The organism is Stenotrophomonas sp. pho, assembly GCF_006228405.1.
Lineage (GTDB): Bacteria > Pseudomonadota > Gammaproteobacteria > Xanthomonadales > Xanthomonadaceae > Stenotrophomonas > Stenotrophomonas sepilia.
The window spans coordinates 611,027-634,456 of record NZ_CP029759.1 but is presented as its reverse complement, the minus strand read 5'-3'; the positions used below and the strand labels follow the sequence as shown (position 1 = coordinate 634,456).

Annotated in this window: 13 protein-coding genes and 2 pseudogenes; all 15 read right to left on the bottom strand. The window is 69.1% G+C overall.

The genetic code is table 11. The annotated features are described in order from the left end of the window. Nucleotides 1-4: 4 nt before the first annotated feature. Nucleotides 5-844: a glycosyltransferase family 2 protein gene (locus DL544_RS02880; protein ID WP_065179816.1), complete on the bottom strand. Its 840-nt coding sequence runs from the start codon at nucleotides 842-844 to the stop codon at nucleotides 5-7. Next, nucleotides 841-1,692 carry a glycosyltransferase family 2 protein gene (locus DL544_RS02875; RefSeq protein WP_065186242.1) on the bottom strand — a complete coding sequence of 284 codons (852 nt, stop codon included), beginning with the start codon at nucleotides 1,690-1,692 and terminating at the stop codon, nucleotides 841-843. The genes DL544_RS02880 and DL544_RS02875 overlap by 4 nt, the downstream gene beginning before the upstream one ends. A gap of 615 nt (nucleotides 1,693-2,307) precedes the next feature. Then, nucleotides 2,308-4,508, bottom strand: a pseudogene (gene gspD, locus DL544_RS02870) (type II secretion system secretin GspD). Between the two features lie 9 nt (nucleotides 4,509-4,517). After that, nucleotides 4,518-5,306, bottom strand: coding sequence for a general secretion pathway protein GspN (locus tag DL544_RS02865; protein ID WP_065186244.1), 789 nt, complete (start codon nucleotides 5,304-5,306; stop codon nucleotides 4,518-4,520). Further along, nucleotides 5,296-6,003: a type II secretion system protein GspM gene (gene gspM, locus DL544_RS02860; protein ID WP_231114026.1), complete on the bottom strand. Its 708-nt coding sequence runs from the start codon at nucleotides 6,001-6,003 to the stop codon at nucleotides 5,296-5,298. The genes DL544_RS02865 and gspM overlap by 11 nt, the downstream gene beginning before the upstream one ends. Next, entirely contained in the window at nucleotides 5,984-7,129 is a 1,146-nt protein-coding gene (locus DL544_RS02855) for a PilN domain-containing protein (RefSeq protein WP_139726720.1), read from the bottom strand. Before DL544_RS02855 ends, gspM begins: the two co-directional genes overlap by 20 nt. Beyond that, complete coding sequence (locus DL544_RS02850; protein ID WP_139726719.1) at nucleotides 7,126-7,989, bottom strand: type II secretion system minor pseudopilin; 864 nt, start codon at nucleotides 7,987-7,989, stop codon at nucleotides 7,126-7,128. The genes DL544_RS02855 and DL544_RS02850 overlap by 4 nt, the downstream gene beginning before the upstream one ends. Further along, nucleotides 7,986-8,618: a type II secretion system protein J gene (locus tag DL544_RS02845; RefSeq protein WP_139726718.1), complete on the bottom strand. Its 633-nt coding sequence runs from the start codon at nucleotides 8,616-8,618 to the stop codon at nucleotides 7,986-7,988. Before DL544_RS02845 ends, DL544_RS02850 begins: the two co-directional genes overlap by 4 nt. After that, nucleotides 8,615-9,034, bottom strand: a complete 420-nt coding sequence (xpsI, locus tag DL544_RS02840) for a type II secretion system protein XpsI (protein ID WP_139726717.1) — start codon at nucleotides 9,032-9,034, stop codon at nucleotides 8,615-8,617. The genes DL544_RS02845 and xpsI overlap by 4 nt, the downstream gene beginning before the upstream one ends. Beyond that, nucleotides 9,031-9,525 (bottom strand): type II secretion system protein XpsH, encoded by a 495-nt coding sequence (gene xpsH, locus DL544_RS02835; RefSeq protein ID WP_049417201.1) that lies wholly within the window; start codon nucleotides 9,523-9,525, stop codon nucleotides 9,031-9,033. The genes xpsI and xpsH overlap by 4 nt, the downstream gene beginning before the upstream one ends. Before the next feature lie 6 nt (nucleotides 9,526-9,531). Further along, nucleotides 9,532-9,975, bottom strand: a complete 444-nt coding sequence (gene gspG / locus DL544_RS02830) for a type II secretion system major pseudopilin GspG (RefSeq protein ID WP_005415225.1) — start codon at nucleotides 9,973-9,975, stop codon at nucleotides 9,532-9,534. Nucleotides 9,976-10,024: 49 nt separating this feature from the next. Continuing rightward, nucleotides 10,025-11,245: a type II secretion system protein XpsF gene (gene xpsF / locus DL544_RS02825; protein ID WP_005415224.1), complete on the bottom strand. Its 1,221-nt coding sequence runs from the start codon at nucleotides 11,243-11,245 to the stop codon at nucleotides 10,025-10,027. Between the two features lie 24 nt (nucleotides 11,246-11,269). Next, nucleotides 11,270-12,990: pseudogene (gspE, locus tag DL544_RS02820) on the bottom strand (type II secretion system ATPase GspE). A gap of 136 nt (nucleotides 12,991-13,126) precedes the next feature. After that, entirely contained in the window at nucleotides 13,127-14,980 is a 1,854-nt protein-coding gene (locus DL544_RS02815) for a S8 family peptidase (RefSeq protein WP_139728059.1), read from the bottom strand. Nucleotides 14,981-15,137: 157 nt separating this feature from the next. After that, on the bottom strand, nucleotides 15,138-23,045 hold the full coding sequence (locus tag DL544_RS02810; RefSeq protein ID WP_065186248.1) for an ESPR-type extended signal peptide-containing protein: 7,908 nt from the start codon (nucleotides 23,043-23,045) through the stop codon (nucleotides 15,138-15,140). Between the last annotated feature and the right edge of the window lie 385 nt (nucleotides 23,046-23,430).

Here is a 23,430-nt window from a genome sequence, read left to right as displayed (position 1 = left end):
GGCGCTACAACGACCTGCGCAGCAGGCGCGGCACCAGCATCGCCGCATGCGCCCAGATCGCGGCCCACACCGCAACGCGTACCGGCAGCGAGCGCTGCCTGGCCTCGAACTTCTGGAAGTAACGCCACAGCCCCCTGTGCTTGTGCCATTCCACGAAGAATGGCCGCGAACGGCTGGAGACGCCGCGCACATGGGTAACCTGCAGGTCGTTGGCGATCGCCACCACCGCGCCGGCCTCGCGTGCGCGGCGGCACAGATCCAGGTCCTCGGCATGCAGGCGGTAACCCGCATCCCAGCCACCGATGCGCTCGAACAGGGTACGCGGCATCATCAGCAGCGCACCGGACAACGCCGGCACCGGCTGCACGGCCTGGTGCGGATCGCGCGGAACCGCCAGCTTCGAACCCTTGCCCGGCGAGCGCAGCATCAGCAGGAAATCCGGATCGCGACGGCGCACCGCTTCATCGGCGTGGCCGTGCTCGTCCACCTGCTCCACGCCCAGCAGGCAATCGCCCAGCACCTCACCACGGCTGCGCAGTTCGGTCAGGGTGTCCGGCTCAATCATCAGGTCCGGGTTGATGAAGGCCAGCCATGGGCTGTGCGAGTCGGCCACGCCCTGGTTGTTGGCGGCGGCAAAGCCGGGATTGTCCGGATTGCCGACGAAGCGCACGCGCGGGTCATGGCTGGCGTGCCGCTGCACGATGTCCAGCGTGCCATCCAGCGAACCATTGTCGATCACCCGGATCTCGGCGATGTCCTGCGCCTGGCGCAGGCGCGACAGGCAGGCATCGATGGTGCTGCCACTCTGGTAGGTGACGACGATGGCGGCAATGGCTGCATTCAAACGGGAGGCTCCGGCGCGGGCGGGACGAACAGGTCGCCCTGTTCCTTCGGCATTATCGCCTGCCGCATGCGCTGCTGCAGGTCGGCACGCAGACCGTGCAGTGGATCGTGCATCAGGAAATCGGCCAGCCGCGGCACCCAGGCCGGCCAGCGCGCGGCCAGGGCCTCCAGATCGCCATCGCGGCTGACCGCCTCTCCTGCCCGGCCGACGAACGCGGTCTCGCACAACACGTTGCGCCACCCCAGGCCCGCCATGCGCAGGCTCAGGTCGACCAGCGCGGCATTCCAGCCGGCATAGCTGTCCACGTCCAGGCCACCGGCACGGCGGCGAGCGTTGCCACGTACCAGCACCGCGTGGGTGACCGCCGATGGCAGCTCCGGGTGAAGCGTCGGCAACGTGGCGCAGGTATGCGCCAGCAAGGCCGGGTCATGGGGTTCGGGATTGATCTCGCCCAGCCGTGGCCACGCCGCGGTCTCGCCGGCATTGCACCAGGGGGTCGCGGTGGCAATGGCGGCATCGCGGGCGAAGGCATCCTGCAACTGCTGCAACCAACCGGGCGACGGCACGCTGTCCGGCGCCAGCACGGCCACGTCCAGGCCATCGCAGGCGCGCAGCATCTCGTCCAGATGGGCAACCTCGCCCAGTGGGCGCGCGCGCCGGGTGTACTCGGCCTGCAGCGGCGTATGCGCCAACCAGTGCTCGACCACGGCCTGCGCACGCGGCCCTGCCTGCGCGTCATCGGCCAGCCAGACCGGGGTGCCCGGCGCGGTGCCGGCATCCAGTGCGGCCAGGCAGCGATCAAGCGCGGCATCGTCCACGCACAGCGGCAACAACACGATCGCCCCCATCCCGCCTCCGTGGTTGTCGGTGGCCACAGCGTAGCACCGGGAGGGTATCGGCCGGGTTGCACCCGGCACCCGCAGAGGCCAGAGCCAGAGCCAGAGCCGAAGCAACAGCCGGAGCAAAAGCTGGGTTCCTGGGGGATGGCGGGGTGGGTCCGGTTGCGGGGGACGCCGTAAATACGTCCCTGTAGGCTCGGTCGCCGCATCCATGCGGCTCACGCCCCCACAACCGGACCCACCCCGCCTTCGACAGTTTTCCGCGATCTGTCGGCCCTACCTTCTGTAGAGCCGAGCCATGCTCGGCTCAGATGTTTCGGATCTCGAAATATTCGATTTCGATGGAGAGTCATCCACGCATGGCGTGGATCGTGTCGACCAAGGTCGACACCTACCAACAGCAGCAGGAAACTGTCGAAGGCGGGGCACTGTGGGTTTGCGGGGTGTGAGCCGCATGGATGCGGCGACCAAGCCTACATGGACGTATTCACGGCGTCCCCGCAAACCCACAGTGCCCCGCCATCCCTCAGTAAACCCGCTGTTGCTGTTGCTGTTGCTGTTGCTGTTGCCGTTGCTCCAGCTTCAGCCTCTGCGGGTGCCGGGCGCCGCCCGGCCGTAAACCCCTTACTTCTTCGCGCGCGGCTGGTTCAGCGGCTCCATCGCGCGGAAGCGCTTGCTGTACTCATCGGTCAGGTTGCGCGATTCCTGGCTGTTGCGGACGATGGTCGGGGTCAGCAGCACGATCACTTCCGAACGACGGCTGGTGCGGGTCTTCTGCCCGAACAACGCACCGACCACCGGAATCCTGCTCAGGCCCGGAATGCCGCTGCTGCCATCGGTGGCCGAGTCGGTGATCAGGCCCGCCAGCATGATGGTGTCGCCGCTCTGTACCGCCGCTTCGGTGGACAGCTTCTTGGTCGAGATGCGCGGGTTGCAGTTGCGCTCGTTCGGGTTGCAGGCGTCCGGCACGTCGGAGGCGCTGCTGACCTCCTGCACGATATCCAGGAACACCGTGCCATCGCGGGTCACGCGCGGGCGTACCTTGAGGATCACGCCCGTGTCGATGTACTGCACCGAGCTGTAGGTGCTGGTGCCCACGCCGGTGTTCACCGTGGTGGTGTTGATCGGCACCTTGTCGCCAACGTTGAGCGTGGCCTCGGCGTTGTTGCGCACGAACACCGACGGTGTCTGCAGCAGGCGCAGGTCGGTGACCTTGTCCAGCGCGCTGACCACGGCGGCCGCGTTGTGGCCGGTGAACGCCCAGCCCACGCCGTCGTTGCCGGTGACACCGCCGGCGAAGGTATTCCACGAACCGCCCGCTGCCGGCGGCAGGGTCAGGCCTGCCAGTGCGCCGGTCAGCGCGCGACCAGCCACGGCGTTGTCGAAGAACCAGTTCACGCCATACTTCAGGTCACCGGTCAGCGCGACTTCGGCCACCTGTGCCTCGATGTGCACCTGCAGCGGCATCACGTCCAGCTTCTCGATCACCTCGCGGATCGAGCGCCAGGCCTGCGGCGTCGAGCGAACCAGCAGGGTGTTGGTCTCCTCCACCGCCGACACGCCGACGCGGTCGCCCTCCACTTCCAGGCTGACACTGACGTTGCCGGGCTGGCGCTGCGGCAGGTTCAGGCTGCCGTTGCTGCTGCTACTGCCACTGCTCCCGCCCAGCGTCGAGCCGAGGGTGCTGCTGTTGTTGTCCATGCCACGATCGCCGTCACCGCCCAGCTGCGACGGGATGGCGCCCGGTGCCAGCGAGGCCGGGCCGGAGCCGCCGCGGTTGCCACTGCTGGCGAAGGCCTCGCTGAGGCGCTCGGCCAGGTCGCGTGCCTTGATGTAGCGCAGCTCGTAGGAGAACAGGCGGGCGCTGCCACCTGCGGTGTCGATGCGATCCAGCCACTGCTGGATCTGGTCCAGGTAGCGTACCTGCGGCGTGATCACCAGCACGGCGTTGGCGTTCTCCAGCGGCAGGAAACGGAACATGCCAGCACTGGGCGTCTTGCTCTCTTCGCCGAACACCTTTTCCAGGTCGGCCGCGACCTGCTCAGCCTTGCCCGACTGGATCGGGAACACGCCCACCGACATGCCCGACAACCAGTCGACGTCGAAGATCTCGACGGTGCGCAGGTAGTTTTCCAGTTCTGCGCGCGTACCACCGAGGGTGATCACGTTGCGGCCGCTGTCCACGTTGACGATGGCGTTGGGGCGCGCATACGGCTCCAGCACCTTCTTCATCTCGGTGGCCGAGATGAACTGCAGGGGACCACGCGGACCTCGAAGCCGCGTGCGCTGGCCGCCGGCGCGGTGCTCGGCGCGACCGTGCCGGCCAGCGCCTGGTCGGCGGCGACGATGTTGTAGCGCCCACCGCTGTAGACCATGCGTGCGTTGTTCCAGCCCAGCACCATCTCCAGCAGGTTCAGCGCCTGCGCCGGCGAGACCGGCTTGGGCGTGGCCAGGGTGACCGTGCCCTGCACGCCCGGTGCGATCACGTAGTTCTGGCCAAGCATGTCACCAAGGATGGCCTTGACCACCGCATGCAGCGATTCGCCTTCGAAGTTGAAGGTGGCCTCGCCGGTGCTGGCGCCATGCAGCGCCGGTGCCGGTGCGCGCGCGGCCTCACGGTTGATCATGGTGCCGGTGCCGCGGCGGATCACCGCCTGCGGTGCGCCCTGGCTCTCGCGGGCGGCATCGGCGGCGACGTCGGCTGCCTGGCCGGCATCGGCACTGGGCGACAGGTTGCCGTTGCGCTGCACGTGCGGCGCGGACACCGTACTGCAGCCGACCAGCAGCGCGAGGGCAAAGGACCAGGGAAGAAAACGCAGGTTCATGCATTCACTCTATCGGTTGGTGCCATCGCCCGGGGGCGGCGACGGTTGTTGCTGCTGTTGCTGCAGCTGGCGGCGGCGGGCCTGGATGCGTTCGCGGATGGCCTGCATCTGCGCTTCGCTGGGACCGTTGTTGTTGGCCGGTGGTGTTTTTGCAGCTGACGCCGCAGGTGTGGGGGCATTGCCGGCGGGCGGCGTCGGTGGGGTGGCCGCGACCGGGGACGGCGCCGGCGGAGCACCCGCCGAAGGCGGCACAACGATCGCACCTGCAGGCGGTACACCGTTGGCACCGCGCAGCACCGTCGGCGGCTCACCGCCCTGGCCGTTGAACACGGCCAGTTCCAGGACCTGGTTGCCACCGGGGCCGATCACCGTCGCCTGGCGCGGCTGCAGCGCGACCAGCTGCCAGCCATCCACGGCTTCGCCGTTGAGACGCAGGCGCAGCGAGCGGTTCTGTTCGGTGGTGAAGGTGGCCATGCCGAAATCGCCGGTCAGCAGCACGCCGGTCAGGCGCAACGCGGCACTGGCCGCCGGTTCGCTGCCCCCCAGCAGATAGGGCCGCGGCCTGCGGTCTTCGGCGAATAGCGGGCGCTCACCGATCGCGCTGTAGCTGTCGGCGCTGGCCATGCGCTCGGCCGCCAGCGGCGGCAGCGATGGCAGCGATGGCGCGGCGTCGGCATCACCGTCGGCGCCCGGCAGCTGGCTGCCCAGCCCGAACACGGTTGACAGCCAGACCGCCGCCGCCCAGCCGGCCAGTGCCAGCAGGAAGCCGGTACGCAGGCTGATCTGCTCAAGCTTCATCGGCCACCTCCGGCCCTTCGGACGGGGGCGCCGGCTGGGGCGCAGGCGTGGCCTCGGCCGGCGACGTGGACGGTGCCGGTGCCGCAGCGGGTGCCGGTACCGTGCCGTCGGCGGCGGCGCCTGGCAGCAGATAGCCGGCCAGCTCGAAGGACACATCCAGGCCCAGCCCCGATTCGTTCGGCGATTGCTGGAAGCGCTGCGCGATCAGGTTGAGGTTGTCGACGAACAGGCGGGGGCTGCCGGTTTCGAGGCTGTGCAGCACGGTGGCCAGTTCGGCCACGCCGCAGCGCAGGCGCACCTGCATGGCGACGCGCACGAACTCGGCATCGCGCCGGTTGTCGGTCAGCGGCGTGCGGTTGCTGATGGTGCAGCTGCGGTTGCCCGGGCTGGCCATCGCCACCGCATCCTGCAGCCGGGCGCCCAATGCAGCGGCGGCAGCTTCGGCAGTGGCTTCGCGCAGGAAGCCTGGCCGCTGCTGCAGTGCCTCGCGGGTAGCGCGAAGGCGCTGTTCGATCTGCGGCTGCTGCTGCAGCTGCGCCTGCACGCGCGACTCGCGTTCGCGCAGGGCGGCGACATCGGCATCGATCGCACGCAGCGGCTGGGTGAACCAGGGGTGCACCAGCAGCAGATAAGCCAGGCCCAGCACTGCCAGCAGCAGTGCCAGCGCCAACCAGCGATCACGGCGTGCGCTTGGCATCGGCATCGGCCGCCTCCGGGGTCGGTGCTGCGGCCGGCAACGGCTGCAGTTCGGCGGTCATGGTGAAGCGGTCGCGGCCACTGGCCGCGCCATCGGCCTGCAGCACCCCGGTCAGGTTGACCTTGCGCCACTGCGGTGCATCCTGCAGCAGCTGCACCAGCTGCGATGCTTCGCGGCTCAGGCCGATCAGCTGCAGGTTGTTGTTCTCGATCGCCAGCTTTTCCAGGTAGGTGCCTTCCGGCAGGCGCCGGGTCAGTTCGTTCCAGATCTCCACGGTACCGGCGCGCTGGCTGCGCTGCTTCTCAAGGAATGCAGCACCATCGATCAGCGCCTGCAGCTGCGCGCGTTCGCTGGCCACGCCACGCGCGCTGCGCGCGCTGCGCTCGACCTGCGCACGCAGTTCGTCGGCGGCGGCCTGGCGGTTGTCCAGCAACTGCACCGCGGCCAGTACCAGCATCACGACGGATGCCGCTGCCAGCAGCAGGTTCCAGCGCCGCATCGGGTCTGGCCGCAATTGGCGCTGCGCGGGCGGCAGCAGGTTCACCTGCAACACGTTGCCCTGCGCATCGATGGCATCGACGCCGGCCAGCGCATCGGCCCATTGGCCCACCCGCGTGCGCCATGCTTCCAGCTGCCGCAGTGGCCACGCTACCAGTTCGACCTGCAACTGCCCTTCGCCGCCCGCGCCGAGTTCACGCACGTCATAGCTGACCTGGGACGCTTCGAACGGGGTCTGCCGGTCGATCTCGAAACCGACCACGCCACGCAGGCGGTCAGCCGCCGCGGCGGGCAGGCGCAGCGTGCGCCGCAGCACATCCGCCGCGGGCAGCAGCCACACCCGGGGCAGGCTGCGCAGGCGCGGCTCGAGTACCCGGTCCAGTTCCACCGGCGACAGCGGCCACGGCAGGCGCGCCACCACTTCGCGGCGTTCACCGGCCTCACGCCAGACCTGCAGCTGGTCGCTCTCAGGCTGCAGCAACAGGCGGGCCTGGCCCCAGCCCAACGCCCATTGCCAGCGCACCGGTACCCAGGCCAGCAGCGACTGCCGCCACCAGCGCAGGAAGCGGCCAGCACCCGGGCCGATCCGGCCCTGCACTTGCCGCAGACTGTCCTGCCACGCCGTCATCTTGCTGTCATTCCCTGCTCCCAGCGAAGCACTGTGTAGGTCCGCCCGGGAACCCCGCCCGAGCCACTGCGTACCACTGCCTGCAACACCGACCTGCGTCCACTGCTGTCGATGGCAGCGGACTCGATACTATAGGTGCCGCTGCTGCTGGCAAGCGTTGTCGTACCACCAGCGGAATCTGCATCACGCTCCTGCTGTGCGCGCTGCGCCATCACCCTGTCCGCATCCAGCCCCAGCGCGCTCAGCACCGGCGCACTGGCGAACTGCGGATCCGGCCGGGCCTGGCGGCTGTACAGGGTCAGGTGCGGCAACATCGCCCGGTACAGCGTGCCGCGCATGCCCAGCACGCGCTGCAGCTCGCCCAGGGTCTCGAAGCGCTTGTTGCGTGGGCCATAGGGCAACCCGGCTGCGGCGTAGTCCTGCGCTTCAGCACCACCGCCCGGCTGCAGCAGGCTGTCCTCGTCACGCCAGTCGATGATGGCCGCCGCCAGCTGCCGGGCCTGGGCATCGTCTTCACCCAGCGCCTTGAGGAAGGCGGCCAGCAGCGCGGCGTCGGCCAGGTTCAGGTTGATCTTGCCGTTCTCGTCCAGCACCTTGATCTCGATGCTGGCGTCGTCGAACTGCCAGCGATAGGTCCGGCCATCGGCACGCCAGGGCGCGCGCTGCGGATCGGCCGACAGGCGCAGCAGGGCATATTCGAGGCCGGCACGCGCACGTTCCTGCCCGCGTGCATCGTCATCCAGCACGCGCTGCTGCAGGTGTTCGACCCGTGCGCTCAGCGCGAATGCGCCGACCAGCGCGGTCATCAACGCGATCAGCCACAGCACCAGCACCAATGCCGCCCCAGCCTGACGCCTCATCGCGCGCCTCCGCTGCCACCGGCGCGCAGCGCCACCACCAGCGGTGGCCACGGCGCTCCACGGGCCGGCACGATCTGGATCTCCACCAGCATCGGCAGGCGGCGGGTGTCGTCCCAGCGCGGCATCCAGTCGGTCACCTGCTCAGTGCTGGCATCGATACCCCGATAGCGCAGCTGCACCGACTTCAGGTTCTCCACCAGCACCTCGGGCGGGCGCGGTGGATTCTCGGCGATGCGCTCGCCTTCCTGCAGCAGCACCAGGTCCAGCAGCAGGCGCTGTTGGCCATCGCGTCCGTCGACCTGCAGCGCGTGCAGGTAGGGGCCGCCACGGCCGAGGTAGCCGGGCAGGTCGGCGGCGAACAACATGCGTTGCTCCTCCCCCTGGAAGAAGATCGGTTCGCGGGTGGGGTCCGGAACCTCAAGCGGGGTGCGCAACGCGCCCGCCAGCTGCCTGCGAAGCAAGGACTCGACCGCGCGCATGCGTTCGCTCTCGGCGGCGATCTGCTCGCCACGCTGGCTGACCGCCATCGCCGAGCGCACGCTGGCAAAGGCCAACGCCAGGCCGCCGGCCAGCAGCACGGTGGCCAGCATCACTTCGACCAGGGTGAAACCTGCGGCGCGGCGCCTCACCGTGCATTCTCCAGGTCGGGCGGCAACAGGCGCAGGCTGCGCCAGCGCAGCTGCTCGCGCTCGCTGTCACCCCAACGCACCTGCAATTGCAGCTCTGCCAGCCATGGGGTCCCCGGTGACGAGGCCTGCACGACATTGCCAGCGCGTGGTTCCACCCACGGCTGAACCTGCAGTTCCCAGTGATAGCGCCCCTGTTCCCAGTCACCCTGCTGGCTGCCCACCTGCAGCGGTGCGTCAACGCCGGCCTCGGCCAGCAACGACTGTGCATGCAGCACCGCGCGCGTGCGCAGCTCGGCATCGCGCACCTGTTTTGCGCCGCCGGACAGGCTGCCCAGCAGCAGGGTCAACGCCAGGCCCAGCAGGGCGAAGGCGATGATCACTTCCAGCAGGGTGAAGCCACGCGCGCGCCGCTTCATTGCGCCCGCCAGGGGCCGGAGCGGACCTCACCGGTGAGCCAGCCGACGTCGACGCGCCATTCGGCGCCGTCGCGCTGCAACCGGATGCGGCCGCCGCTGGAGCCACCATCGGGATGAAATTCGATCACGCCCTGCCCCGGCGCGGTGGCCAGCTGCGCGGCGCCTTCGAACTGCACCTGCAGCTGTGCGGGCACCTCACCGTGGCGCTGGTTGGCGCCCTCCCAGCGCCGCCGCGCCGGCTCGATGACGAAGCGCTGCGGTTCGCCGCGGGCGATTGCCTGCGCGCGCACCATGCGCAGCTGGCTGGCGATGTCCTTGCCGGCGCTGCGCAGCTGCATGCCGGCGAAACCGCGCGACAGGCCAGCGGCGGTGATCAGGCCGATCGCCGCGATCAGTGCGATCACCAGCAGCATTTCCAGCAGCGACAGTCCCGCCGCGCGCCTGCCGTGCAGGCGCGGGTGGGGCAACCGGCGCGGCAGGAAATACGTCATGCGCGGTTACGGCTGGTAGCGGATGTCAGCGTCGACGCTGCTACCGCCGGCCTTGCCATCCTTGCCCAGGCTGACCAGCTCATACGGCTGGCCTTCGCCCGGTGCGCGGTATTCCAGGGCGTGGCCCCACGGGTCGTTCAGGTCGGCCGGCTTGGCGTACGGGCCGAGCCAGCCGCCAACACCGGCCGGTGCGGTCACCAGGTCATTGAGCGAGCCGGGCAGCTTGCCGGTGTCGATCTGGTAGTTGTCGATCTTGGACGCCACGGTCTGCACCTGCGCCTTGGCGATGTTGGCCTTGCCACGGTCGGCACCGCCCAGCACGCGGCTGGCGACCAGGGTCAGCACCGCGCCGATCAGCACGATGACGATGATGATTTCCAGCAGGCTCATGCCCGACTGGTTGCGCGCGGCAGTGAAGGAAAGGCGGATCGGTCGGCGACGGGCAATCATGGACGGTCCTTTCAGTTACGGAGTGTCGGGGTTGCAGGGAGTGCCATCGTCAACCGATGGCATTGGTCAGGTCGTACAGCGGCACCAGCACGGCCACGATCACCGCGCCCACCACCGAGGCCAGCACCAGGGTGATCGCCGGCACCATCGCCGCCAGCAGGCGGTCGATGCGCCGGGCACTATCCTGTTCGAAGGTGTCGGCGGCCTTCAGCAGCATGGTATCGAGGGCGCCGGATTCCTCGCCGACCTGGATCATCTGCAGGGCCAGGCGCGGGAAGCGCTTGCCGCGCGACAGTGCCAGCGACAGGCCGGCACCATTTTTCACTTCATCGGCGGCCGCTTCCACATCGGCGGCCAGCGCGCGGTTGCCCAGTACGTTGCGCGCGATGCCCAGTGCGCCCAGCAGGGGCACGCCGTTGCGCAGCAGGGTGCCCAGCGTGCGCGCCAGGCGCGCGGTCTCCAGTTCACCGACGAGACGGCCGATGCCACGGCGCTGCAGCAGCCAGCCATCCAGCGCCAGCCGGAACGCCGGTTGCCGCGCCTTGCGCTCGAAGAACAGCGCCAGCAGCGCCGGCACCACCAGCAGCAGCACCCACCAGTCGCGCACGAACAGGCCCAGCTGCAGCACCGCATTGGTGAACCACGGCAGCGCCACGTCCAGGCTCTCGTACATCTGCGCGAACTGCGGCACCACGTAGCCAAGCAGGAACAGCAGCGCACCGCCCACCACCACCAGCAGGATCGCCGGGTAGACCAGCGCGTTGATGACCTTGCCCTGCAGCGCGCGGCTGCGCTCCAGGTAGTCGGCCAGGCGTTGCAGGGTTTCATGCAGGCTGCCGCCGGCTTCGCCGGCGCGCACCATGTTCACGTAAAGGCGCGAGAACAGCCCATGCTGGCGTTCCAGCGCGGTGGACAGCGGTGCACCGCCGCGCACCACGTCGCGGATGTCGGTGATCGCGCGGCGCGATCGTTCGTCCTCGGGCAACCCCAGCAGGATCGACAGCGCGCGGTCCAGCGGCTGGCCGGCACCGAGCAGGGTCGCCAGCTGCTGGGTGAACTGCAGCAGGGCGGCGCCCTGCAGGGGGCGCTGCTGCAGCAGGTTGCGCCAGCTGCGGCCGCCGATCGCGCCGGCGTCGGCCAGCTGCGTCTCCATCGGCAGGTGGCCCTGGTCCTGCAGGCGCGCGATCAGCTCGGCCTCGCTGGCCGCTTCCATCTGCCCGTCGAAGACCTCACCGTGCGGATTGAGCGCCTTGTAGCGGTAGTTCGGCATGTCAGCCCCGGCGTCCTGCGCGCATCAGCTTTCCTCGGTCACGCGCAGCACTTCCTCGATGGTGGTCTGTCCGCTCAGCGCCTTGGACAGGCCATCCTCGTACATGGTGCGCATGCCGGCTTCGCGGGCGATGCGCTCGATCTCGCCCATGCCATCGCGACGCATCACCGCACGCCGCAGCGCATCGTTCATCACCAGGAATTCCATGATGGTGGTACGCCCCAGGTAGCCGGTCGGCGCCAGCGCCGAGGGCTTCGGGCGGTAAAGGTGGATCGGTCCCTCCGGCTGCAGGCGGCGCAGCTCGAAGCGTTCGATCTCCTCTGGCGAGGCTGCGTAGCGTTCGGCATGGGTCGGCTCCAGCCGGCGCACCAGGCGCTGGGCGAGGATGCCGTTGATGGTCGAGGTGAGCAGGTAATCCTCCACGCCCATGTCGAGCAGGCGGGTGATGCCACCGGCCGCATTGTTGGTGTGCAGGGTGGACAGTACCAGGTGGCCGGTCAATGCCGACTGGATGGCGATGCGCGCGGTTTCCAGGTCGCGCATTTCACCGATCATGATGATGTCCGGATCCTGGCGGACGATGCTGCGCAGCGCGTTGGCGAAATCCAGGCCGATCTGCGGCTTGGCCTGGATCTGATTGATGCCCTCGATCTGGTATTCGACCGGATCTTCCACCGTGATGATCTTGACGTCGGCGGTGTTGAGCTGGCTCAGCGCGGTGTACAGCGTGGTGGTCTTGCCCGAGCCGGTCGGGCCGGTCACCAGCAGGATGCCGTGCGGCTGTTCCAGTACCTTGCGGAACTGCGGCAGGAAGGCGTCGGTGAAGCCGAGCCGGTGGAAATCGAAGACCACCGTTTCGCGTCCAGCAGGCGCATCACCACGCTTTCGCCATGCGCGGTGGGCACGGTACTCACGCGAAGGTCCAGCTCCTTGCCCTGCACGCGCAGCATGATGCGGCCGTCCTGCGGCAGGCGGCGCTCGGCGATGTTGAGCCGGGCCATGATCTTGATGCGGCTGATCACCGCGGCGGTGAGGTTGGCCGGCGGGCTTTCGCCCTCCACCAGCACGCCATCGACCCGGTAGCGGACCTTCAACCGGCTCTCGAACGGTTCGACATGGATATCCGAAGCGCGCAGTTCCACCGCACGCTGGATCACCAGGTTGACCAGACGGATCACCGGCGCTTCCGAAGCGAGGTCGCGCAGGTGCTCGATATCGTCGACCGCGCCGCCTTCGCCATCGGCGGTTTCCACGATCGCGCCCATCGCGCTGCGGCCCTGGCCGAACCAGCGCTCGACCAGGTCATCGATCTCCGCGCGCATGCCCAGCACCGGTGTCACCGGAACCCCCAGCGCCAACTGCACGGCCTGCTGCGGATAGGCATCGTGGGCATCGGCCAGCCACAGACGCACCCCGTGTTCATTCAGCTCCAGCGGGCACACATGGAACTGCTTCAGGAAACGCAGCGACAGCGGCAGTCCCTCGGCCAGCGCCTGCGGCGGGGCCTCCGGCACCTGTTTGCCCTCCAGCAGCGGCAGGCCCAGCACCTCGGCGCTGGCCTGTGCCTGGTCGCGTTCAGACACCAGGCCCAGGCGCACCAGCAGGCCCAGCAGGCTGCCGCCGGCCTCGGCGTGCAGCGGCCGCGCGCGCGCCAGGTCTCCTTCCTTGAGCCGGCCGCGTGCCAGCAGCGCATCCAGGATGCGGCCTTCGGCATCGTCGGTAACGGTTGCAGCGAGCGCGTTCACGTGACTCTCCTGTCAATCGGACCGACTTTAGCAGTTAAGCCATGATTTCCGCCGCCCTGCGGCCAGCTTTCGTAAAAAGACGAAGCCCGTCACACAGGATGACGGGCCTCGGCCGTTCAACTACGACACGTCAGGCTTACTGCGTGGCGAGGATGCTCACGCCGTTGTAGGCCGCTTCGCCCACCACCTTGATGTAGTAGGTGCCTGCCACCGGCTTGTTCACCCGTACCGTTTCGGACGTGCCGGGACGGGTCGACTTGCCATCGTTGTCGCTGGCGCTCGGCTCGCGTCCCTGGGCGATGTAGACCGACACGTTGCCGGTGCCACCGTAGGTGATCACGCTGAGCTGCTTTCCGGCGGCTGCCTCGAAGCTGTACAGGCGGCTGCTGCCGGCCGTACCGTTCAGGCCCCCCACGGCGGCCTTGTTGGTCAGCGGCGTCGCCACCGGCCCGCAGTTCTCGGTGCACGGCTCTTCCAGTGCCTTGGCCAGCGCCGCCTTGGCATCGACGATGCCGGTGCCGATCGGAGTGGCGGCCGGGATACTGACCGGGAACGGGCGCGCGGTTTCCTTCAGCAGCGCGCGCATCGCGGCGGGGGCCAGCGGATCCTTGCCCTTGGCGATCAGCGCGCTCTGCACCAGTGCAGCGACGGCAGCCACGTGCGGCGAGGCCATCGACGTGCCACCCATGCCCATGTAGCTGTAGCTGCCTGACTCCGGCGTGGTGGCCGCATCGGAACCGGACTGCCAGACGTAGCCGCCCGGATTGCCATCGACGCTGCCGCCACCACCCGGACCGGACAGGTCCACGCGGGTGCCGTAGTTGGAGTAGTAGGTGATGCCGCCGGTGATGCGGGTGGCGCCGACGGTCACTACGCCGTCGCAACTGGCCGGACGGTACTTGGATGCGTTGTCGGTCTCGTTGCCGGCCGCCACGACCACGGTGGTGCCACGCGAGATCGCGCCATTGATCGCATCCTGGTAGGTTCCGTCACAGCTGCCACTTCCACCCAGGCTCATGTTGATGATCTCGGCCGGGTTGGCATTGGCGGGCACGCCCGCCACGGTGCCGCCGGAGGCCCAGGTGATGGCGTCGGCGATATCGGAAAGGTAGCCACCGCACTTGCCGAGCACGCGGACCGGCAGCACCTTGGCCTTGTGCGCGACACCGGCCATGCCGACGCCGTTGTTGGTCTGCTCGGCCACGGTGCCGGCCACATGGGTACCGTGCCAGGAGCTGTCCTCCGCGACGGAGCCGGTGTAGCACTCATTGTCGTTCTCGACCCAGTCGCCATAGTCCTGCGCGCCCGGCACGCGATCGTTGGTGGCACGGCGCGACGTATCGGCGTCGCTGATGAAGTCGTAGCCTTCCAGCAGGTTGCCGACCAGGTCCGGGTGCTGCGGCAGGATGCCGGTGTCGAGCACGGCCACCACCACGCCCTCGCCCTGCGATACATCCCACGCCGACGGTGCGTTGATGCCACCGGTGGCGTTGTGCAGGTGCCACTGGTACTGCTGGTAGTACGGATCGTTCGGCGCCAGCGCCGGCTGCACGTCACCGGCGCGCAGCTCGGTGCGGCGCAGCTTCACGTCGGCTTCGGCGTACTGCACGGCCGGGTCGGCCTTCAGCTCCTTCAGCACGCGCTGCAGTTCCGCAGGCGCCAGGCGGCCCTGCAGGCGGATCAGGTCGGCACCGACGCCGAGCTTGCGCACGACCTGCGGGCCAAGCGTGCTGGCGCGGGCGGTGCCACCGGACAGGCTGGCGCGGGTCAGCGCGGACTGCACGGCGGACAGCTTGGCCGAACGGTCGTCCGCCGCAGCGGTGCCAGCACGATACTTGACGATGATGCGCTCGGCGCCCGGCTCGGCGGTGCTGGCCTGGCGCACCGGTTCACGGGTCGGCAACCCGGCGGCGTGGACGGCACCCACCGCGGTCATCGACAGCACGGCGGCGGCAAGCACATTGATGCGAAGGTTCTGCTTCTTGATCACGTCGAAATTCCTCTTCTGGGTCATGGATCGAACCAACACTGCGGCCATCATTCCTTGACGACTCCCGGCCGGCCCAGCCGGGATTGCCGTGACCTCCCCCAGGCCCTGATTGCAGGTTTGGCGCCGGCGTGGGTGGCCGCCGGCGCAGTGGTTTGGCTTACCAGCCGAAGCCGGCACCAACGCCGACCGAGCTGTCGTCACTGCTGAAGGCACCGCCGAAGGTGACCGTGGCGCGATCGCTGATCGCACGCTGGTAGCCCAGCGACAACGCCGACTCGCCGCCCTGGAAACCGATGCCGACGCCGACCCGGTTCTGGGTGCGGATACCGGCGGCACTGGTGGCCATGTTGAGCATCGCCGCGCTCATGGCGCCCTGGCGGTCGATGCGGCGATCCATGTGGCGCAGGCGCCCGTCGATCTCGCCCTTGAACACATCGAAGCTGTCGGCGACGGCCTGCACGCGGCTGTCGGTGTAGCTGTTGGCAGTGGCCATGCCACGGTCCAGCTGGCCCTTGTTGACGGCGTCGGTGGCAGTGGTGCCGGCGGCGACGTTGGTGACCTGGCGTTCGTTGCCTTCGCTACCGACCGACACGGTGTTGGCACGATCGGCAACCGAGCCCTGGCCCAAAGCCACCGCGTTGGCAGCCGTGGCACTGGCACCCTGGCCGATGGCGGTGGACGAGGCGCCACTGGCCACTGCGCCCTCCCCCATGGCGACGGCATTGAAGCCCGTGGCCGGGGTGCCAACCGGAATCCCGGCACCGGCGGCGGCGGCCGTCGGCGTGCCCTGCACGCGTGCGGTGCTGGCCGGTGCCGCGTCGGCGGTGGCCGGTGCGTCGGCGACGCTGGCCAGTGCGCTTTCATCCAGCGAGGCACTCATCGAACGCAGGCTTGCCGTTCCCGAACGCGTGCCTCCGGCGGTGCGGCGATCGATCTCGCTGACCTTGCGGTCCAGCGCACCGAGCGCATCGCCGACGTTGCTGTAGGTGGCGCCCTGGATCACGTAGTTCGGCGCCACGAACACGCCCTGCATGCCGACGCTGGCGCCACCGCCGAGGAAGCTGGCGGCATCACTGAGCGACTGGAACAACTGCCCGCCATTGATCGCCTGGCGGCTGCCGGCGGCGATGCTGCCGGCACCGACGTTGTCGATGGTGGTGCCCTGGAAGCCGGAGAGGGTCAGGCGATCACGGCTGGCGTCGTCATAGCCGACTGCACTGGCCGCCGTGGTCTCGACCGTCGCGATGCGCGAATCGAAATCACCGACGCGGGTTTCCACTGCGCCCACGCGCTGGTTGGTGACGTTGAGCTGCGAACCGGTGACCGCATCGGTGCTGCCGGCAGCGATGCGGCCGTCGGCCACATTGACGATGCGCCGCGTGGCCGGGCCATCGGTGCCATTGCCGCCGCCGACCGAGACCACGTTGGCATCGAGCGCACGCGAACCCGCCCCCAGAGCCACCGAGTTCGCACCGGACGCGCCGGCGCTGTTGCCCAGTGCAAGCGCACCATTGCCAATGGCCATCGCGTTGGCACCCAGCGCATTGCTGCGTGCACCACTGGCAGTGGCGGCCGAACCGACCGCAGCGGCATCGCTGCCGCTGGCACTGGCGGTACCCGCACCAGTGGCCTTGACGTAGCGTGCGGTGCCATCGGCGGTCGCCGCGACCGCATCGAGCTGGCCACGATTGACTGCATCGGTGCGCTCGGTACCGGCGGCGACACGGGTGATCTGACGATCACTGGTGCTGCTGCCCACTGACACGGTGTTGGCACGATCAGCCACCGAGCCGGCACCCAGTGCGATGCTGCCGGCTGCCGACGCATTGGCGCTGACACCCACTGCGGTGGCATTCGCGCCGGTGGCCTTGCTGCCGTAGCCGACCGCCGTACCAAGCCGGCCACTGGCTTCGGCATAGCTGCCCAGCGCGGAGGCACCGTCAGCCGAGGCGTTGGCGCGGAAGCCGCTGGCCTGCGACTGCGTGCCGCTGGCCGTGGCCTGCGCACCACTGGCGGTGCTGTAGGCACCCTTGGCCTGGGCACCGGTGCCGCTGGCGCTGGCACCGAGTTCGCTGGCGCTGGCGCCGCTGCCCACCGCCACGCTGTCGACACCACTGGCCTGTGCGTTGTTGCCCAGAGCCGCGGCGTTGTTGCCGGTGGCCAGGGCATCGACGCCGACGGCGGTGGCGTTGACGGCCATGGCATTGGCTCCGCTGCCCAGCGCGGTGGCGCCGTTGCCGACGGCGTTGGCCGCGTTACCGGCGGCCAGTGCGTTGTCGCCGTCGACCAGGGCACCGGCTTCGCCGTCGGCGTTGCCGCTGGCCTGGAACTGCCGGGCAGTCCTGTCGGCAACGCTGGCAACCGCGTCCAGCTGGCCCTTGTTCACCGCGTCGGTGGCCTCGGTGCCGGCTGCCACATGCGTCACCTGGCGCTCACCGCCCGCGGTGCCCACGGCCACGGTATTGTCGCGCTCGGCCTTGGAGCCGGCGCCCAGCGCCACGCTGTTCAACCCACTGGCGGTGGCACTGGCGCCCAGTGCCGTGCCATCTGCGGCATCCGCCCACGAATTCCAGCCGATCGCGGTGGCGTAATCTTCGGTCGCCCAGGCGCCGGCACCGAAGGCCGCCGCGCCGGTGCCGCTGGCACGCGACGGGATCAAGCCGAAGAAGGTGCTGCCACCAATGGCCACGCTCTCCTCGCCACTGGCCTCGCTGGACTGGCCCACGGCCACGGCACCGGTACCGGCTGCGGCGGCACCGAAGCCGACCGCGGTGGTGTTGGCCCCGCTGGCGGCCGAGCCGTAGCCCAACGCGGTGCCGAGGCGTCCGCTCGCTTCGGCATAGCCACCGACGGCGGTGGTGCCATCGGCAGAGGCGGCACTGCGGAAGCCACTGGCCAGTGCCTGCGTGCCACTGGCGTTGGATTCGGTGCCGGTCGCGGTGCTGTACGCACCACTGGCCTGCGCACGCGCCCCTACCGCGCTGGCGCCGAGCTCGCTGGCGCTGGCGCCGGTACCGAGCGCAAGGCTGTCTTCGCCGGTGGCCTGTGCGGTACTGCCCAGTGCTGCGGCGTTGTTGCCGGTGGCCAGCGCATCGATGCCGACCGCCGTGGCGTTGGCGGCCAGTGCATTGGCGCCGCTGCCGAGTGCGGTGGCACCGTTGCCGATGGCGTTGGCCGCATCACCGGCCGCCAGCGCGTTGTCACCCTCGACCAGGGCGCCGGTTTCACCCTCGGCGTTGCCACTGGCCTGGAACTGCCTGCTGGTCTTCTCCGCTGCTGCGGCTACGGCGTCAAGCTGGTTCTTGTTGACCGCATCATTGCCCTGCGTGCCATCGGCCACGTTGGTGATCTGGCGGGTGTTGCCAGCACCGCCTACCGACACGGTGTTGTCACGGTCCGCGATCGAATCGGCACCCAGCGCCACGCTGTTGGCAGCGCGCGATTCGGCGGCGTTGCCCAGTGCGGTGCTGTTGATGCCGCCGGACCAGGCGCCGCCACCGACGGCGGTGGAGTAATTGCCCGATGCTTCGGTGGCCAGCACGCCAAACAGCGAACCACCGACGGCGACGCTGTTGGTGCCGGTGGCCAGGCTACCCTGGCCGGTGGCGGTGCTGTAGGCACCCGACGCCTCGGAGTCGCCGCCCAGCGCCACGCTGTTGGAACCGGTGGCACTGGCGAAGTTGCCGAAAGCGGTGGCGTTGAACGCCGATGCCTGGGAATAGCCACCGATGGCGGTGCTGTAGCCACCGGTCGCTTCGGCGCCGATGCCGAACGCTGCCGACGCCGTGCCGCTGGCGACGCTTTCGCTGCCGACCGCGGTGGCGCCGCTGCCGCTGGCATTGCTGAAGTAGCCCACCGCCACGGCTTCCTCGCCGGAGGCTTCGGACAACACACCGTTGGCGGTACTGCCGGCACCACTGGCGATGCTGGCGGCACCGAACGCCGCGCTCTGCTCGCCGCTGGCTTCGCTTTCCGCACCCTGCGCGGTGGCGTACTCACCGGTCGCCTGTGCGTTGGCACCGACGGCGCTGGCGTTGGCGGCGCTGGCCAGCGCGTTGAGACCGATCGCCTGCGCGTTGTTGGCCAGCGCATTGGCACCACTGCCGAGTGCGGTGGCACCGTTGCCGATGGCGTTGGCCGCATCACCGGCGGCCAGCGCGTTGTCACCCTCCACCAGCGCACCGGCTACGTCGTCACCGCTGCCACTGGCCTGGAAGAAGCGGCTGGTGGTGGTGGCGGTACTCGCGACCGCATCCAGCTGTGCCTTGTTCACCGCATCGGTGGCCTGGGTGCCAGCGGCGACGTTGGTGATCTGCCGCTCGTTGCCGGTGCTGCCGACCGACACGCTGCGGGCGCGGTTGGCAACCGAGCCGGCGCCGAGCGCGACAGCGTTGCTGGCGCTGGCGTTGCTACCGGCCCCGAGCGCGATCGCGCTTTCACCACCGGCCACCGTGTTGGTGCCGATGGCAATGCTGTTGAGGCTGTTACCCAGCGCCTGGAAGCCCAGCGCCACGCTGTTGTCGCCATAGCCGAAGGCACCACGGCCGACTGCGGTTGAGCTGGCACCATTGGCCCAGCTGTTGTATCCGATGGAGGTTGCGCCACTGCCGCTGGCCCATGCCGCGTTGCCGAACGCCGAGGCGTTGGTGGCGGTGGCCCATGCACCGGAACCGAAGGCGCTCGCACCACTGGCCGTGGCCCAGCTGTAGCCACCGACAGCGGTGCTGTCATCGCGGCTGGCGAAGGCGCTGTCACCGACCGCAACGGCATAGCTGCCGGTCGCACGCGACTTGCCGCCGGCCGCGAAGCTGTTGTCGCCGCTGGCCTTGGCGGCATTGCCGAACGCGCTGCTCACGGCACCGGTGGCCTGCGCACCGCTGCCGACCGCCGTGGCATCGGCAACCGCCGTGGTGCCCACCTGTTGCGCCTTTCCGTCGGCGCCGATGATCGGCTGGTTGTACTCGTCGTAGGCCTGTCCGAGGCCACCGATGGCAACACCGCCGTTGCCGGTGGCGCTGCTGTTGCGACCCACCGCCACGCTGTCATCACCGATCGCTGACGCGGCAGCGCCATGTGCAACTGCACCAGCACCGACCGCGTTGCTCGAGGAGCCGGCCGCAACCGCACCTTCGCCCTCGGCGAACGCACCGGCATCACTGCCCGCTTCGGGCTGTGCCTGGAAGAAGCGCGCGGTGCCGTCGGCGGTGCTGGCCACAGCGTCCAGCTGCGCCTTGTTCACTGCATCCGTCGCCTGCGTACCCGCGGCCACGCTGACGATCTGGCGTTCATTGCCATTGGTGCCCACGGCCACCGTATTGGCCCGATTGGAGCCCGAATAGGCGCCCAGCGCGACACTGTTTTCGGCGCCAGCGGTGGCGTAGTAGCCGATGGCCGTGCTGTCCTTGCCGATGGCCCAGGTCTGCGCGCCCAGTGCACTGGCGTTGTCGCCTGCGGCATAAGCGAAGTAACCCAGCGCGGTGGATTCCGCGCCCACTGCTTCGGTGAAGCTGCCGTTGGCCAACGAACGGTCACCACTGGCGACCGCACCGCCGCCTACCGCGGTGGAGGACACACCGCTGGCCCGCGTCTGCACATACAGGCCCATGCCCGGCACGATGTCGGCCGGGCCACCGATGGCGACGCTGCCGGCGCCGGTGGCGCTGCTCTGCGTTCCCAGGGCGGTGGCGTTGCTGCCACTGGCGGTGGCCGCCGCGCCGAAGGCCGCGCTGCCCTGCCCCGAAGCCAGCGCATTGCTGCCGACGGCAGTGGCGCTCTGCGCGATGGCGACGGCGCCCGCACCCAGTGCACTGGTGCCATTGCCGATCGCGTTGGCCGCCTCGCCGGCGGCCAGCGCATCTTCGCCTTCGGCCAGCGCACCGGCATCGCTGTTGCTGCTGCCGGTGGCCTGGAAGTGCTTGGCGGTGGCATCAGCCACGGCAGCGACGCCCTTCAACTGGGCCAGATTGACCGCATCGGTGGCTTCACTGCCCGCGGCAACGCTGGTGATCTGCCGTTCGTTGCCTGCGCTGCCGACCGCTACGCTGTTGGCGCGGACAGCTTCGGAGTTCGCGCCCAGTGCAACGCTGTTGGCACCGCGAGCGGTGGCGTAATAACCGACGGCGGTGCTCTGCGCACCGCTGGCCCAGGTCTGCGCACCGAGCGCGCTGGCATTCTCACCCGGGGCATAGGCGAAGTAGCCCACGGCGGTGGATTCCACACCGGATGCTTCGGTCAGGCTGCCGTTGGCCACCGCACGATCACCGCTGGCGATAGCGCCGGCGCCGACCGCGGTGGCGGCTTCGCCGCTGGCCTGGGTCTGCACGAAGAAGCCCAGGCCCGGAATCAGGTCGGCCGGGCCGCCGATGGCGACGCTGCTGGTACCGGTGGCGGTACTCTGCGTACCCAGTGCGGTGGAGTAGTCACCGATGGCATTGGCGACCGCACCGAATGCCGACGACTGCGCACCGGCGGCATACGCGCCAACGCCGTAGGACGACGCCGCAAATCCACTGGCTTCGGCACTGGCGCCGACTGCGGTGCCACCGACACCTGCGCTGGTGGCGCCGGTTTCCACCGGCACGCCGCCACTGGTGATCAGCGGGTTGCCGTCGGCATCCACCGCAGCACCACCGACGGCGACACTGCCCGGGCCGTTGGCCTGTGCGTTGTTGCCGAACGCGGCGCTGTTCTGGCCCGACGCCAGCGCGTTGTTGCCGACGGCGGTGGCGTTCTGCGCAACGGCCGTGGCGCCGGCACCCACGGCGGTGGTGCCGTTGCCGATGGCGTTGGCCGCCTCGCCGGCCGCCAGCGCCTCGTCACCTTCGGCCAGCGCGCCGGCGTCGCTGTTGCTGCTGCCAGTGGCCTGGAAACGCTTGGCCGTGGCATCGGCCACGGCGGCCACGTTCTTCAACTGGCCGACATTGACCGCGTCGGTATCTTCAGTACCCGCAGCGACGCTGGTGATCTGCCGGGTCAGGCCATATTCGGCGGCGCCGACAGAGACGGTATCGACGCGGTCGGCCAGCGAGCCGGCGCCCAGCGCCACGCTGCCGGTGGCAACCGCCGCCGAGTTGGACCCCAGCGCGGTGCTGTACTCACCGACGGCGGTGCTGAACGCACCCACCGCGATTGATGCTTCATTGGCGGCAGTGGCGCCGCGGCCCAGTGCGGTACTGCCCGGGCCCATCGCCACGGCACCGCCACCCACGGCAGTGGCGCCATCGGCGGTGGCTTCGGACAGCGCACCCAGGGCGGTGGCCGCGCCATTCTCGCTTGCAGCGTAGGCACTGGCGCCGACGGCGGTGTCACCAAGACCGAACGCGGCAGCACTCTGCCCGACCACCACGCTGGCGTCACCGATTGCCAATGCGCCCTGGCCGAACGCGCTGGCGCCCAGGCCGGCGGCAATCGCCTGGGTACCGATGGCGGTGGTGGCATTGGCCAACGACTGCGCACCGGCGCCCGCTGCAACCGCGCCCTGCCCGTCGATCTTCGCCGCGTCGCTGTCATCACCTGCGCCATCGGCCTTGAAATAGCGGTTTCCATCTGCGGCGACATCCGCCAGCGCGGCCTGCGTGGCGCGCGCCTGCGCATCCAGCTGTGACTTGTTCACCGCATCGGTGGCCTGGGTACCAGCGGCCACGTTGGTGATCTGCCGTTCCTTGCCGGCGTCGCCGACGGACACGGTATTGGCCCGCGCTGCTTTGGAGCCAGCGCCCAGCGCCACGCTGTTGGCGGCGCTGGCATTGCTGTTGCTGCCGATCGCCACCGCGTTGCTGCCCTTGGCCGTGGCCGAGCCTTCGATCAGGCACTTTTCCAGCAGCTTGCCGCTGAATGCGACGCAGGTAGCGCTGCCGCCGATCTGCACTGACTGTGCAATGGCGGAACCGCTCATGCCCAATCCCAGTACCAGGCCCAGTGCCACCGCCAACAGCGCGGGCGTGGCCTGTGTCGTATCGCGGCGCTGGTCGACAACACCACCGCTGCTGTCGGAGGAGGCCAGTTCCGAGGCCACCACCAACTGACCCAATGCTTTGTTCCAGACCTTGCGATAAATCCGATTCATCGGTACGGCTCCTGATTGGACTGGTTTTGGGCAAAGCAACGCCACCGCCGGGCCTTGTGGCCCAACGTCCCCTGGGGGCGTTTATTCGCGTGATTTACTGCGGGGTATTGCCGAACGGCGCGCAGCGACAGAAAACCGAGCGCGTGCGCCGAGCGGTTACTGCGGAATGAATGGTTCTGAAACGGGGTTCAAGTGTTAACGGCAACTTTGCAGATCGTCAAGACTTTGACACGACAAATGCTATTGCCGTGAAGCAGTTCACCATTTCACGTGTTTATAAAAGTATTTTGTTAGGTACACGTGACGGACCGCTGGCGCATGAAAACCGATGTAACTAGCGGGCACGACAAGGGTTTCACGCGCGCAAAGAAAAACCCGCCGACGA